We start from the raw sequence: 14698 nt of genomic DNA on the forward strand, positions 1-14698 counted from the left end.
TTCCGCGCCCGTCACCTCATCGAGGGGGCCCGGCCCGCTGCGGGCGCGGGGATCGCCGACAACGAACCCGGCGCGGACATCCGCTCGCCGAGGATCAGCGTCCGTACGACCCGCTCGGCGGCCCGCCCGTCGTCGTACTCGCAGAACCGCCTCCGGAACCCGGCCCGCAGCGCCGCCGACTCCTCGTCCTTCCAGGTGCCGGACGCGAACAGCCACGCCAACTCCCGGTAGGAACGGGAGACATGGCCCGGTGACTCGGCGGTGATGTCGAAGTAGGCGCCCCGGCTCGCCGCGTACGCGCCCCAGTCGTCGGCGTGGACCACGATCGGCCGGTCCAGGTTGGCGTAGTCGAACATGAGGGCCGAGTAGTCGGTGACCAGCGCGTCCGAGGCGAGCATCAGATCCTCGACGTGCGGTTCGTCCGTCGCGTCGACGAGCACGCTCCGCCCGTGCAGATCGGCCAGACCGAGCCCGCGTGCCGTGCCCGTCGCCAGGGTCGGGTGCAGACGGACGACGAGGGTGTGGCGCGCGCCGAGGTCCGCGGCGAAACGGGCCAGGTCGACGCGGTCGACGTGGCCGCCCCGGCAGTAGTCGCGGCGGGTCGGGGCGTAGAGCACGACGGTGTGGTCGGCGGGGATGCCGAGCCGTGCGCGGACGGCCGCGGCCCGCGCCGCGTCACCGGTGACCAGCACGTCGTTGCGTGGGCTGCCCGTGCGCACCGAGGTGAAGTGGCAGGGGTACGCCCGCTCCCACACCAGCTCGGAGTGCCGGTTGGCGACCAGGCTGAGGTCCCAGCGGTCGGCGCGGTGCAGCATCCTCGGCACGCTGAAGCCGTGCCGTGCACCAGGCTTGTCGAGCAGGTCGGCGCCCATGTACTTGAGGGGGGTTCCCTGGTGGGTCTGGATGTGGACCTGGCCGGGCCGTTTGACCAGCCCGCCCGGCCAGTTGACGTTGCTCACCCAGTACGCCGCCCGCGCCATCACCGAGTGGTAGCGCCGCGAGCCCGGCACCACGTGGTCCACTCCGTCGGGCACCGTGTCCAGCGCGTCCTCCCGCACCACCCACACCCCGCGCAACTCCGGCGCGATCTCCCGGGCCTTGGCGTGGATCGCGGCCGGGTCACCGTTCACGCCCGCGTGATGGGAGGAGGAGTACACGACGAGACGCGGATCGAGCGGAAGCCTCGATCCTGCGGTGTACCAGGCGCGTTGGGCGGCGGCCGACAGCCGTTGCGCGGCACGCCGTTTGCCCGCCCCGGCGATCCTGCGCACACTCCGCGCACCGTTCAGGGCCGCGTACGAGGCGTACGGCGTTCTCGCCAGCAGCCGCATCTCCGTGCCGCGCGGACCGGCCGGCGGGACGAAGCCCTCGGGGCGGTGGCGGCGGTGGAAGGCGCGCATCTCGCGGTGGAAGGCGGCGCGGTCGGCGGGGGTGACCCGGTCCTCGCGGGCGATCACGAACAGCATGTGGTCCAGGGCCCGTTCGAAGAGCAGGGGCCGGGCCCAGGCGAGGTCCTCGCGCTCCTGAAGGAACGCGAACAGGCCCTCGTACTGCGGGAAGATGTCGAAGTGCCGGCGCCCCGGCGTCCTGGTGATCGCCCCCTGCCGGCGCTGCCGGTACTCGACACCGATCCGGTTCAGGCACGCGATGCGTTCGGCCAGCACCATCGAGCGGTAGGTGACCGGCGCGTCCTCGTACAGCCCCGGCGCGTACTGGAGGCCGTGGCCCTGGAAGAAGTCCCGCCGGTACGCCTTGTTCCAGGCGACCAGGAACAGATGGACGTACTCGGGGCTGGTGCGCAGGTCGAAGACGTCCTGGCCGGCGCGGGCCAGCAGACCGGAGGAGTCGCTGGGGCCGCCCCGCCCCCACCAGTGGGTGCGGACGTGGTCGAAGACCAGGATGTCCGGGTCCTCGGCGCTCCCGAGCCGGTCGGCGACGGCGGCCAGCAGGCCCGGGGTGTAGAAGTCGTCACTGTCGAGGAAGAGGACGTAGTCCCCGCGGGCCTGCGCGAGGCCGGCGTTGCGGGCCCGGCCCAGACCGACGTTCTCGGGCAGGTGCAGGACCCGTACCCGCTCGTCGCGGGCCGCGTACTCGTCGAGGATCGCGCCGCAGCCGTCGGGCGAGCGGTCGTCGACGGCGATCAGTTCGAGGTCGGGGTACGACTGTCCGAGCACCGAGTCGATGCACTCACGCAGGTAGCCCTGCACCTTGAAGACGGGGACGATGATGCTGAAGCGGGGCACGGGTGTCAGTTCCTCACGAGGGCGGGGACCGGGGCCGGGGTCCGTTCGGCGAGCGGGATCACGGGCGGGATCGCCTCCGGCGGCTCCCCCAGCAGCACCCGGCGCACCACGCGCTCGGCGGCCCGCCCGTCGTCGAACTGGCAGAACCGCTCCCGGAAGGCGGCCCGCGCGGCGGCGGACTCCGCGCCCGCCCAGGAGCCGTCGCGGAAGACGCCGGCCAGTTCCTCCGGCGTACGGGCCACCGGTCCCGGCGGGTGCTCCATCAGGTCGAAGTAGACGCCCCGGGTCTCCCGGTAGACGTCCCAGTCGTCCGCGTACACGACGATCGGGCGGTCCAGGTTGGCGTAGTCGAACATGATCGAGGAGTAGTCGGTGATCAGCGCGTCCGCGGCCAGGCACACGTCCTCGGAGGAGCGGTGCGCGGTCACGTCGATGATCCGGCCGGTGCTGTGCGCCCGGCCCCGGTCGTAGAAGTAGTGGGCGCGCAGCAGGACGACGACGTCCTCACCGGCCTGCTCGCAGAAGGCCTCCAGGTCCAGGCCGGTCTCGAAACCGGTGTGGTAGTCCCGGTGCGTGGGCGCGTACAGGACCGCCGTCCTGCCGTCGGGGACGCCCAGCTCCCGCCGGACGCGGGCCACGTCGTCCGCGGTGGCCGTGTAATAGACGTCGTTGCGCGGATAGCCGTACTCCAGCGTCTCGTGCGCGGCCGGGAAGGCCCGCTCCCACATCTGGGTGGAGTGGCGGTTGGAGGTGAGGTTGTAGTCCCAGCGGTCCACCCGCTCCAGCAGCTTGGTGAAGTTGCCGGTGGCGGCGGCCACCACGGGGTACGTCGCCTGGTCGACGCCCATCTTCTTCAGCGGGGTGCCGTGCTGGGTCGACAGGTGCACACTGCCGGGGCGTTTGACGACGGCGTCCGCGAAGTTGGCGTTGTTGATCAGGTATGTGGCGCGGGCGAGGACGTCCCAGTACCGCGCGCTGCCGATGACCGCGTACTCCACGTCCTCCGGCACGGTGTGCGCCTGGTCCGGCTCGACGAGGAACACCGCCCGGATGTGCGGGGCGAGTTCGCGGGCCTTGGCGTGGATCGCGGCCGGGTTGCAGGCGTAGCCGCGGCCCCAGTAGGCGCAGTACACCGCGAGTCCGGGATCGAGGGGGCGGCGCAGGGCGCGGGCGTAGCGGAGCCGGGTGCGCACGCCGCGGGGGCGGGGCAGGGCCTCCACGGCACGCGTGGCCGACCGGTTGACGCCGCGCAGCGCGCAGAACGCGGTGTACGCCCCGCTCGCCAGCAGCCGGTGCTGGACGCCGAGACTCCCGCCCGGGGGACGGAAGCCGGCCGGGCGGTGGCGGCGGTAGAGCATGCCCGCCCGGCGGAAGAAGGCGCGGCGGCCGGCCGTGAGCCGGCGCGGATGGGCGGCCGTCTTCAGGACGGTGGCGAAGAGGTGGTCGAACAGCGGCACCAACCGCTCCTCGTGCAGCCCCAGTTCGGCCGCGCGCGTGAGCACCAGCTCGACCTGGTCGAGGAGTTGCGCGTGGTGCGGGCCGGGCAGGTTCAGCCGGCTGCCCTGCCGGCGCACCAGATGCCGGACGACGACCTCGCGCAGCACGGCCGCCTTCTCGGCCCGCAGCGCCACCAGGGCGCCGAAGCCGACGTCAGTGTAGTGGCTGTCGGGGAAGGCGAGTCGGTGCTGGGTGAGGAAGGACCTGCGGTAGGCCGCGCTCCACGCCGGGAGCTGGACGCCGGTCAGCTGGGGGACCTGGTCGGGGGAGAAGGCGCCGGCCGGGGTCTTCGGCGGCAGCAGCAGCGCGGACGGGTTGGTCGGCTCACCCTCCCACCAGGGCACCCGCTCGTGCTCGGCGTACAGGACGTCCACGTCACCGGTCTCCGTCAGCCGCGCGTCCAGCGCCGCCAGCGCGCCCGGGACGAGGGTGTCGTCGCCGTCGAGGAACAGCAGATACGCGCCGGTCGCCGCCCGCGTCCCGGTGTTGCGCGCTCCGGCCAGACCGTCCGCCGGCGGCGAGTGCACCGGGCTCACCCGGGAGTCCCGCTCGGCGTACCCGGCGACGAGCTCCGCCGCGGGCGCGTCGGGGCCGTCGCAGACCGGGATCAGCTCGAAGTCGCCGTGGGACTGCGCGAGGACCGAGTCCAGCGCCTGGGACAGGCGGCCTGCCACGCCATGGGAGGGGACGATGATGCTGAAGCGGGGCATTCTGCTCTTTCTCTCGATGGTCGTGGGGTGCGTCAGCGTCCGGGGCGTCCCGCCGGGCGCCAGGTGGACGGCCGGCTCGGGGTGGGCCGTGACGGGCTGGAGGGCATGGAACTCCCCGGTGCGAGAACGGTGTTCAGAGGCTGTCGGTGACGGTCAGGGAGCCGGCGGGCTGCGGCACGGTGGCCTGCGGGGAGCCGGAGCGTGCCGGGCCCGCTGCCGCCGAGGGCACCGGGTGGCGCTGGTCGAGGGGGATCACTGGCGGCAGTCCCCGCTCGCCCAGCACGACATGGCGTACGACCCGCTCGGCGGCGCGTCCGTCGTCGTACGGGCAGAACCGCTCGCGGAAGGCGGAGCGCAGCTGGGCGGAGCGGGAGCCGCGCCAGTGGCCGGTGACGAAGATGTCGATCAGCTCGTCCTCGTTGCGGGCGACCGCGCCCGGCGGGAAGGCGCGCAGGTCGACGTAGATGCCGCGGGCCGCCTCGTACGCCTCCCAGTCGTCGAGGTGGAGCACGATCGGGCGGTCGAGGTTGGCGTAGTCGACCATCAGGGGCGCGTAGTCGGTGACCAGGGCGTCCGAGGCGAGGCAGAGGGACTCGACGCTCGGATGGCCGGTGACGTCGATGATCCGGTCGTTCGGCGGGACGGGTCCGGGGGTGCGGGCCAGCACGACGTGGCGGGGGCCCAGGCGGCGCAGGACGCGGTCCAGGTCGAGGGGGGAGCGCTGGGTGCGGCGGTAGTCGCGGGGGGCGGGGGCGTACAGCAGCGCCACCGAGTCCGCGGGGATGCCCAGGGACTCGCGCAGCCGGGTCACGTCCGCCGAAGTCGCCTTCTGGAACACGTCGTTGCGCGGCGAGCCGAGTTCCAGGGTGGTGTAGGCGCCCGGGAAGACGCGTTCCCAGGTGAGGGTGGAGTGGCGGTTGGCGGACAGCACGTGGTCCCAGGTGTCGACGTCGTCGAGGAGCCGCCCGAAGTCCATGTCCCGCGCCGCGGCCGGGCGTTCCTGGAGGTCGAGGCCCATGTGGCCGAGCGGGGTGCCCTGGTGGGCCCGGACCAGGATCTGGCCGGGGCGCTTGACCAGCCGGGGGTCGAGGGCGGTGTCGGCGACCAGGTACTTGGAGCGGGCCAGGGCCGTCCAGTGGGCGGCCTTGTCCGGGGCGCCGAGCCAGGTGGTGCGGATGTGCGGGACGAGGGCACGGAACGCCTCCTCCAGGGCGCCCGGGGTGCCGCCGCGGCCGTCGGACGCGGTGAACACGGCGCGGTCGGCGTGCACCGGCAGACAGCGCTGGACGCGGTAGTGGACGCGCAGGGCCGTCGTACGCAGGGACCTGAGCAGGCGCGTGGTGCGCTTGAGCACGGTGCGGTGCAGGGCGGAGGCCGCCCGCAGGGCGCGGTACGTGCGGTGCAGACCCCAGCGGATCAGGGTGTGGCGCGGGGTGAGACGGGCGCCGGGGACGCGGTGACGGCGGTAGTGGGCGCGGGCCCTGCGCAGGAACTCGGCGCGGGCCCCGCGGGGCAGCCGGCCCGGGCGGGTGAAGACGACGGCCAGGTGGTCGACCATGCGGCGGAACAACACCGGCCGCCAGCGGTCGAGTTCGGGGCGGCCGTCGACGTACGCGAAGACCCGGTCGTACTGCTCGAAGACGTCGAAGTGGCTGCGGCTCGTGGTGCCGAGGATGCTGCCCTGCCGGCGCTGGCGGTAGTGCACGCACACCCGGTCCAGGGTCGCCAGTGAGCCCGCCGCCATCAGGGCCGGGAACGTCCACGGGGTGTCCTCGTAGTAGCCCGGCGGGAAGGCGAGGGCCTCGCGCTCGACGAACTCCCGCCGGTACGCCTTGTTCCAGGCCACCATCAGCAGGTTCAGCAGGCCGGGGCGGTCCGCCAGCCGGAAGGGCGCCGGGCCCTGCTCGGTGAGCTGCGCCGCGGCCTGGTTGCGGACGCTCTCGCCGGTCCAGAAGATGCGCGCGTAGTCGTAGACCAGGACGTCCGGCTCGCCCGTCTCCTTCAGCCGGTCGGCGATCATCCGCAGGGCGTGCGGGGTGAGGGTGTCGTCTCCGTCGAGGAAGACCAGGTAGTCGCCGCAGGCCTGCGCGAGGCCGGCGTTGCGGGCGCGGCCGAGTCCCTGGTTCTCCGCCAGGTGCACGGCCCGCACCCGCGGGTCGCGGGCCGCGAACTCGTCGATGATCGCGCCCGATCCGTCCGGCGAGCAGTCGTCGACGGCGATCAGCTCCAGATCCGCACACGACTGCGACAGCACCGACTCCAGGCATGCGTGCAGATACGCCTGAACCTTGTACGCGGGGACGATGACACTGAACCTGGGCAAGGGGACATCCATGGGTCGCAGCGGGCGGTAGGACCTTGCCCGGGAACGGCCGATGGAGTGATTTGGTTACGGTTTCCTACTGCATACGGGGGACACCAGGTGAACGGTGTCCCCCGTTTCGGTTGCCTCGGGGCTACTTGACGGCGCCCGCCATGACCCCGGAGACGAACTGCCGCTGGAACGCGAAGAACACGACCAGCGGGATCACCATCGAGATGAACGCGCCGGGTGCCAGCACGTCGATGTTGTTGCCGAACTGCCGTACCTGCTGCTGGAGCGCGACGGTCAGCGGCTGCGACTCCGAGTTGGAGAACACCAGCGCGACCAGCATGTCGTTCCACACCCACAGGAACTGGAATATGCCCAGCGAGGCGATCGCCGGGGCGCCCAGCGGCAGGACGACGGTGAGGAACAGCCGGGTCTCGCCGGCGCCGTCCAGCCGTGCCGCTTCCAGCAGTTCACGGGGGATCTCCGCGAAGAAGTTGCGCAACAGGAAGATGGCGAACGGCAGTCCGAAGCCGACGTGGAAGAGGACCACGCCGATGATGTCGCCGAAGATCCCGATCTTGCCGAAGAGGTCGGCGAGCGGGATCAGCGCCACCTGGACGGGCACCACGAGCAGCGCGACCACGACCAGGAACCACCAGTCGCGGCCCTTGAAGTCCATCCAGGCGAACGCGTATCCGGCCATCGCGCCCAGCAGCACGACCAGCAGCGTCGCCGGGACGGTGATCCACACGGTGTTGAACAGCGCGTGCGTGATCGCGTCCTTCTCCAGCAGCGACTGGTAGCTCTTGGCGGTCAGCTGGCTGGGCGCGGTGAACACCTTCCACCAGCCCGAGGTGGCGATGTCGGTCGGGTCGCGGAACGAGGACACCAGCAGCCCGAAGGTGGGCACCAGCCAGAACACGGCGACCACGATCAAAAAGACCCGCAGCACGCCGCCCGCGGCGCCGCTCGCCACCCGCGCGGCGAAGGAGCGCTTGGCGCGCACGGTCGAATCGAGGACGGTCACCGTTGCCTCTCCCTTCGCAGACGCCGGATGTTGACCCACATCACCGGCAGCACCAGCAGCAGCAGGATGACGCCGATCGCGCTGCCGACGCCCTCGTTGCCGCCACCGCCGAACGACGACAGGAACAACTGCAGGGCAAGGACGTTGGCGTCGTCCTGACTGGGCTGCGGGGCGATGATGTAGACCAGGTCGAAGATCTTCATCACGTTGATCATCAGCGTGACGAGGACGACGACCAGGACCGGCGCGAGCAGCGGCACCGTCACCCGCCGGAACACCTGCCACTCGTTGGCCCCGTCGACCCGGGCCGCCTCCAGCAGGTTGCGGTCGACGCCGGCGAGGCCCGCCGCGATCAGCACCATCGCGAATCCCGCCCACATCCACACGTACGCGCCGATGATCGCCGGCGTCACCAGCGTCGGGCCGAGCCAGTCGATGCCGCTGTAGGGCGCGGAGAAGTTCGAGGCGGGCAGCCGCACCTGGGCCCCCTCGGCCTTCGCCGGCAGGGTGAAGGTGCCGTCCGCGCCGCTCTTGGCGGAGGCGACCACCTTGCCGCCCTTCACGGCCTCCACCTTGACGCCCTTCAGCGCCTTCTCGCCCGGGTCGACCTTGCCCTTCGTGCCGCCGCCGCCCAGCTTGAAGTCCAGCCAGACGGTGCCGGTGATCCCGCTGCCGCTCGCCGCCTTGGCGTTCTCCGGGTTGCCGGGCAGGCGGTTGGGCGCGATGCCGACCAGCGGCAGCAGCACCGGGGTGCCCGCGTGCACCGTCCCGGTCGAGGTGAACGAGCCGCCGCCGGACGGCTTCAGATCGCTCGCCGTCGCGTTCGGCCGGGCGTCGGGATAGACCGACGACGACACGAACGTGTCGTGGATCGACTTCGCGACCGCGTTCGCCGCGCCCAGGTTGGGGTCCTGCTCGTAGACGAGACGGAAGATGATCCCGGCCGCGAGCATCGAGATCGCCATCGGCATGAAGACGATCAGCTTGAACGCCGTTCCCCAGCGCACCCGTTCGGTCATCACCGCGAAGATCAGCCCGAGCGCGGTGACGACGGCCGGAGCGACCGCCACCCAGATCGCCGTGTTGCGTACGGCGGTCAGGGTGCGGCTGTCGCTGAAGATGTCGCCGTAGTTCTTCAGTCCGACGAAGCCCGAGCCGCCGGCGTCGTAGAGACTGCGCCAGACCGAGTACCCGATGGGGTAGACCACGAGCGCCCCGAGCAGCACGAACGCGGGCAGCAGGAACAGCACCGCCACCCACAGCCGTGTCCCCGTGACGCTCTTGCGCGGTTGGGCGGCGGGCGTCGGCAGTGCGCCGGCGCCCCCCGTCGCTTTCGCCACAGACGTCATGGCCCGACCGTCAGCCGGCGCCGTACGCCTTGGCGGCGTCGGCCTCCAGCTTCTGCTGGGTGCCGGCGACGTCCTTCGGGTTGCGCAGGAAGTCCTGCAGGTCCTTCCACTCGCCGATGCCGGCCGTGCCGCCGAACGCCGCCGGGGCCTGGTCGGACATGTCGAAGCGGAAGCTGTCACCGGCGGCGAGCAACTGCTGGGCGATCTGCTTGGTGATGGCGTCCTTGTAACTGGACAGGTCCATCTCCTTGTTGGGGGAGAGGATGCCGCCCTGCGCCGCCCAGATCTGCGCCGCGTCCGTCGACGCCAGGAACGTCAGCAGGGCCTGCGCGCCCTCACCGCCCTTCAGCGCCACCGCCACGTCGCCGCCGCTGACCACGGGAGCCCGCGAGCCGACCGCCGGGAACGGGAACACCTTCGCGTCCGTGCCCAGCTTCGCCTTGGTGTCGCCGTTGATGTTCGCCGCGACGAAGTCGCCCTCGAAGACCATCGCGGCCGGGGTGTCGCCGGAGAAGGTCTGCGTGACCGACTTCGGGAACTCCGTGTTCAGCGCGCCCTTGGTGCCGCCCGCGATCAGGTCGTTCTTGCCCCACAGCTGGGCGAGCGTGGTCAGGGCGTCCTTGACCGAGGGGTCCGTCCACTTGATCTTGTGGGCGGCCAGCTGGTCGTACTTCTCCGGACCCGCCTGCGAGAGGTAGACGTTCTCGAACCAGTCGGTGAGCGTCCAGCCGTCCGCGCCGCCGATGGAGACCGCCGGGGAGCCGGCGTCGGACAGCGTCTGCGCGGTGGTCAGGAAGTCCTTCCAGGTCTTCGGGGTGTCCTTGACGCCGGCCGCGTCGAAGGCCTTGGTGTTGTACCAGACCAGCGACTTGTTGGCGGCCTTCGCGTAGACGCCGTACTGGGTGCCCTTCCAGGCGCCGAGGTCGACCCAGCCCTTGGAGAAGTTCTTCGTCAACTGGGCCTTGGCGTCCGCGCCGAGCGGCTTGAGCCAGCCCTTGTCCGCGAACTGGTGCAGGACCCCGACCTGGGGCAGGAACGCGACGTCCGGCGGCTGACCGCCCTGGATCTTCGTACCGAGGAACGTGGACGTGTTGTTGCCCGTCGGCACGAAGTCGATCTTGGCGCCGGTGCGCTTCTTGAACTCGTCCATGACCTTCATGAAGTTGTCCTGCTCGGCACCGGTCCAGACGGCGGCGACCTCCAGCGTCTGGCCGTTGAGCTTGGGGAGTTTCAGGCCGCTGCCACCGCCGCTCGCGCTCGGCGAACTACCGCCCGAGCCGCTGCTCTTGTTGTCGCTGCCTCCGCAGGCGGCCAGCGAGAGCGCCGCCGCGAGGAGGGCGGCCGTGACCGCGACGGTCCTGCGTTTCCGGTTCCTGGTGCTCGTACTGCGCATCACTGCCCCGTTCTTCGTTCGTCGTCGAACGTCGAGCGCTGTCCCGTGCGATCCGGTCTACGCCGCGGGGTTGAGGGCGGCAAGACCGCGTGTTGTGTCAACCGGAGGATCGTGACCGCCTCGTGACCAGGCGTCAGGCGGGCGCGCGGACATGCCCCGGACGGACCGAACGGATCACAGCAGTGAGGGGACCTCCGTCGCCGAGACCTCCCGGGCCGCCCGCTCCAGTGCGCTGGCGAGGAGGGCCAGGTCCGTCGGGCCGTTGCCCAGTTCCCGTACGGGGCGGCGGGTCGGGGGGTCGCCCATGCGGGGCCAGTCCAGCGGGACGACCGTGGGGCGCAGGGTCGCCGTGCGGGGGATGCGGCCCGTGACCCGGCCGCCTTGGAAGGGCAGCGCGCGCCCGTCGGACCAGGTCAGCCGGCCGCGCCCGGGGGCGGGATCGTCCGGGCCGGAGTCCGGGGCTTCGAGGGTGACGCGCAGGGTGGCCCGGCGGGCCGGCTCCGACTCCGCGGTACGGCCGCCGGGCCCGGCCGCGGCGACCAGATGGACGCCGAGCCGCTCGCCCTCCCTCGCCACCGCCTCCAGGGCGCGTATCACCGAGCCCGCGGCGGGGCGGCCCGGGGAGCCGAGGGCGGGGGAGACCAGGGCGTCCAGGTCGTCCACGACCACGACGAGACGGGGCAGCGGGGGCGCGGCCTCCGTCTGCCGGCGGGCCGCGCCGGGGCGCAGCCGCATCGTCGCGCTGGGCGGGGTGTCGAGGTCGGCCGCGCCGCTGCCGCCGGGCGCCGCGCCGCGGGACGGTGTGCCGCGCTGGGCCACCATGCGGCCCGACAGCTCGCGGCCCGTGTGCCACTCGGCGAAGTCGGAACGGCCGAGCAGCTCCGCCCGGCGCTTCAGCTCCGCGCTCAGCGACTGGGCGAACTCCCGCATGCGGACGGGGTCGTTGGCGGTCAGGTGGGTCGTCACATGCGGGAGGTCGGTGCACACCCGCAGGCCGTCCGACTGACCGTCGATCAGGACGACGCCGAGCCGGTCGGGGCGTTCGGCGGCGGCCAGCGACGCGACGACGGCCCGCAGCAGCTCGGTGCGGCCACTGGCCGCGGGGCCCTCGATCAGCAGGTGCGGTCCGTCGGCCGTGAGGTCCACCGAGACCGGGCCGCGCGGTCCGGCGCCGAGCACGGCCCAGGCCCGTCCGCCGAGCGCGTGCGGGTCGTCCGCCGCGTCGGCCCAGCGCGCCATCAGGGACGCCGGGGTGGCCCTCGCCAGCCCCAACTCGTCCAGCAGCCGCGCCGACTGGGGCAGCGGTACGGACACGCGCGTGTCCCGCTCGACTCCGGAACCGTCCGGCCGCAGCGGCGCCAGGGCCCGCGCGAACCGCTCGGCCCAGGCAAGCGAGACGGCGTCGACGGCGGCGACGGTGCCGGGGGATATGGGGCCGGCGGGGGAGGGGCGGACGGGGGTCGGTGCGGGGGTCGTTTCGGGGGAGTGAGGGGGTGTCGCGGCCGGGCTCGGGGAGGTGCGGGGGCTGCCCGTCCCGACGGCCGCGGTGGTGCCAGTACCCGCGCCTGCGCCGTGGGGTGAGGCGGTGGTGCCGGTGCCGGTGTCGTGGCCGGGGGTTGAGGTGGCGGTGTCGGTGCGCCTGCCGTGGCCGGGGGCTGCGGAATCTGCGCCCGGGGCGGAGGCCGAGGTGGCGGGCTCTGTGCGTGAGCCGGCGGCCGAGGTGGCGGACGCAGCGCCTGAGCTGATGGCCGACTTGGTGGACCCGGCACCCGCGCCGGTGGCCGAGGAGCCGGACCGTGCCCCTGAGCCGGCGGCCGAGATGCCGGACCCTGCGCCCGAGCCGGCGGTGGCGTCGGCGGTGATGAGACGGTCTGCGGAGGTCGTCGAGCCGGTCCGTGCTCCCGCGGCCGCGGGCGCTTCGCCCGTCCCGCTCCCCGTCGCCGCCCCGCTCCTGGCGACCCGCATCAGCCGCAGTGCCGTTGCCACGTCGCCGCTGAGCAGGGCCACCGCTCCGCACGCACGGAACGTCGGGGCGACCGCGCAGGCCGCCTCGTACGTGTCGGTGACCGGGGACGCGGGCGACGCGGGTGCCGTCTCGGCGAGACAGACGACGTGGATGCCGGCCTCGGGGCCCCGCAGCGCGAGCCGTGCCACCGCCTCGCGCACCGTGGCGCCTCCGGGGTCGCCGTCCACCACGAGCACGGTGTACGGCCCGGCGAAGGCGTCGCCGTCCTCGTCGTCGGTCCGCGCCCAGGAGGGCCGGCGGACGGGTTCCTGCCGGGACGGACGCAGCGGGGCCGGGCCCGCCTCCGCGAGCTGGTCCTCCAGCCGGCGCAGGAGTTCGTCGGTGCGGGCCGTGGCCTGTTCGCGGTCGTAGGCGAGCAGAAGACGGCAGTCCTGGCCGTGGCCGGGGCGGAGATGGGGGAGCCAGCCCAGCCAGGACCACTCGGCGGTGCGCTCCTCCAGGGGCCGCGCGCGGTCCGCGCTGATCAGGACGATCTCCAGGGTCTGCGGGGAGTGCAGCGCGGCGAGCTGGGCCACCACCGCCCGGGCCAGCCCCGAGAGGCGGCTGCGGGGGCCGGCCAGGCCCAGGGCGCCGACCTCGCGCAGATCAGCCGTCACCGGTACGGCGGGCAGCAGCCCGGAGCCGTCGGGCGCGGCCCGGTCCGCCGTGCCGAGCCGCACCGTGAGCGCCTCGGGGTGGGCGGGGCCGCGCTCCCACAGCCGGGGTCCCGGCCCGAGCGCCGTCAGCAGCAGGGCCGCCGGGTCCGGCCAGGTCTCCGGAGCCTGCGGGCCGACGGCGACCGGGGCGGGCCCGTCGGAGGCGACGGGGGGCGCGCTGTCCTCGTCGTACGCCTGCTCGGGCACCGCCTGCTCCGCACGGCTGCCGGCCAGCCGCCGGGCCCACGCCGACAGCCCCCCGCGCTTGCGCACACCCTGCGGAATGTCGGTGCCCCGCAGGGGAGTGCCCTTGCGGCGGGCGGTCGCGGGGGTGGTGCCGTCGAGGAAGGAGCCGCCTTCGGCGCGGGAGTGTGCGTCGGTGTCCTCGGGCGGGCGCGTGCCGGTGCCCGACGGCTCGTCGGCGCCACCTCGCGGGCGCGTCCCGGACGGTCCGCCGTCACTCGCCGGGCCGTGCGTGGCGGCACCGGGGTCCGACTCGACCGCCCCGAGCCGACCCGCGTGCGTGTCCCCCGTGCCGTACGGCCCCGCTGTGCCGTACTCCGTCGGGTGGCCGTCGCCCGCGCCCGTGCCCGTCTTCTCGATCCGCGGTGCCCCGCCCTGGCCCGGCACCACGACGGGCTCACCGGTCCCCGCGCGTACACCGCGCGACGGAGTGGCCGTGCCGGCCCCGTCGGCCACGCGTGCGTGCGGCACCGCCGGCGCCCCGCCCGCACCGCCGCCCGGTGCCGCACCGCCCGAGCCCACCGCGGCGCCCCCGGCCGCCCGGCCCGTGCCGTCCGCGGCGCCCCCGGAGGGAACCCGTACGCAGCCCTCGCCGTCCGGTGTCGTGGGCACCCGGGCCCCCGGTCCGCCCGCCGGTGCCAGCCGCAGGGCCGACTCGCCGATCCGCAGCAGCGCGCCCGGGGTGAAGCGCACCGGGCGGGTGCTCACCCGGCCGCCGTTCAGGGTCGTGCCGTTGGTGGAGCCGAGGTCGGCGACCGAGACACGGCCGTCGGCGGCCACCGTCACGGCGCAGTGGACGCGGGAGACGTCCGGGTCGTCGAGCGGGACGTCGGCGTCGGCGGAGCGGCCGATGCGGATCTCGCCGCCGTGCAGCAGATGGACACCGCCCGCGTCCGGGCCCGCGACCACGTGCAGCTGGGTCGGGGCCTCGTCCAGCTCGGGGTGCGGCTCGGGCTCGGCGGGCGCGCCCAGCGACAGCACCGCGCCGTCGATGAGCGGGGGCTCGCCCAGCGTGCAGCGCCGGTCGTCGAGCCGCTCCCCGTCGGCGTACAGCACGACGGAGCCGGCCGCGGCGGCGTCCCCGGAGACCGCCGAGGCCAGCGCGGAGGCGACCGCCGCCAGGGCGGTGCCGGCCGGTGCGGTGACCAGCACGTCGCAGCTCGCGGCGCGGCCCCGCGCCCGGTCGGGCGGGCCCAGCGGGTCCACGACGGTCAGCCGGATCTGCATCGCCGTCAGCGATCCCTTCTGCGCGGGCGCGGCGCGG

General features: G+C 73.6%; 7 protein-coding genes. All 7 read right to left on the reverse strand.

All coding sequences use genetic code 11. The annotated features are described in order from the left end of the window. Positions 1-11: 11 nt before the first annotated feature. The 7 genes from ACWCQ1_RS00160 to ACWCQ1_RS00190 all read right to left on the reverse strand — a co-directional run bounded on the left by ACWCQ1_RS00160 (position 12) and on the right by ACWCQ1_RS00190 (position 14661). Entirely contained in the window at positions 12-2243 is a 2232-nt protein-coding gene (locus ACWCQ1_RS00160; protein ID WP_451025484.1) for a bifunctional glycosyltransferase/CDP-glycerol:glycerophosphate glycerophosphotransferase, read from the reverse strand. Between the two features lie 5 nt (positions 2244-2248). After that, the gene (locus ACWCQ1_RS00165) at positions 2249-4450 is read right to left on the reverse strand and encodes a bifunctional glycosyltransferase/CDP-glycerol:glycerophosphate glycerophosphotransferase (RefSeq protein WP_451025485.1); all 2202 of its coding nucleotides are present in this window, start codon (positions 4448-4450) and stop codon (positions 2249-2251) included. A gap of 133 nt (positions 4451-4583) precedes the next feature. Continuing rightward, a complete protein-coding gene (locus ACWCQ1_RS00170) occupies positions 4584-6773 on the reverse strand; it encodes a bifunctional glycosyltransferase/CDP-glycerol:glycerophosphate glycerophosphotransferase (RefSeq protein WP_451025486.1) in 2190 nt (729 codons plus the stop codon). A gap of 133 nt (positions 6774-6906) precedes the next feature. Beyond that, positions 6907-7788, reverse strand: a complete 882-nt coding sequence (locus ACWCQ1_RS00175; RefSeq protein WP_133046257.1) for a carbohydrate ABC transporter permease — start codon at positions 7786-7788, stop codon at positions 6907-6909. After that, positions 7785-9137, reverse strand: a complete 1353-nt coding sequence (locus tag ACWCQ1_RS00180) for a carbohydrate ABC transporter permease (RefSeq protein ID WP_451025487.1) — start codon at positions 9135-9137, stop codon at positions 7785-7787. The genes ACWCQ1_RS00175 and ACWCQ1_RS00180 overlap by 4 nt, the downstream gene beginning before the upstream one ends. 10 nt (positions 9138-9147) lie before the next feature. Then, a complete protein-coding gene (locus ACWCQ1_RS00185; protein ID WP_133046258.1) occupies positions 9148-10530 on the reverse strand; it encodes an ABC transporter substrate-binding protein in 1383 nt (460 codons plus the stop codon). A gap of 174 nt (positions 10531-10704) precedes the next feature. Continuing rightward, positions 10705-14661 carry an FHA domain-containing protein gene (locus ACWCQ1_RS00190; protein ID WP_451025669.1) on the reverse strand — a complete coding sequence of 1319 codons (3957 nt, stop codon included), beginning with the start codon at positions 14659-14661 and terminating at the stop codon, positions 10705-10707. Between the last annotated feature and the right edge of the window lie 37 nt (positions 14662-14698).

Source organism: Streptomyces sp. NPDC002144, assembly GCF_053593695.1.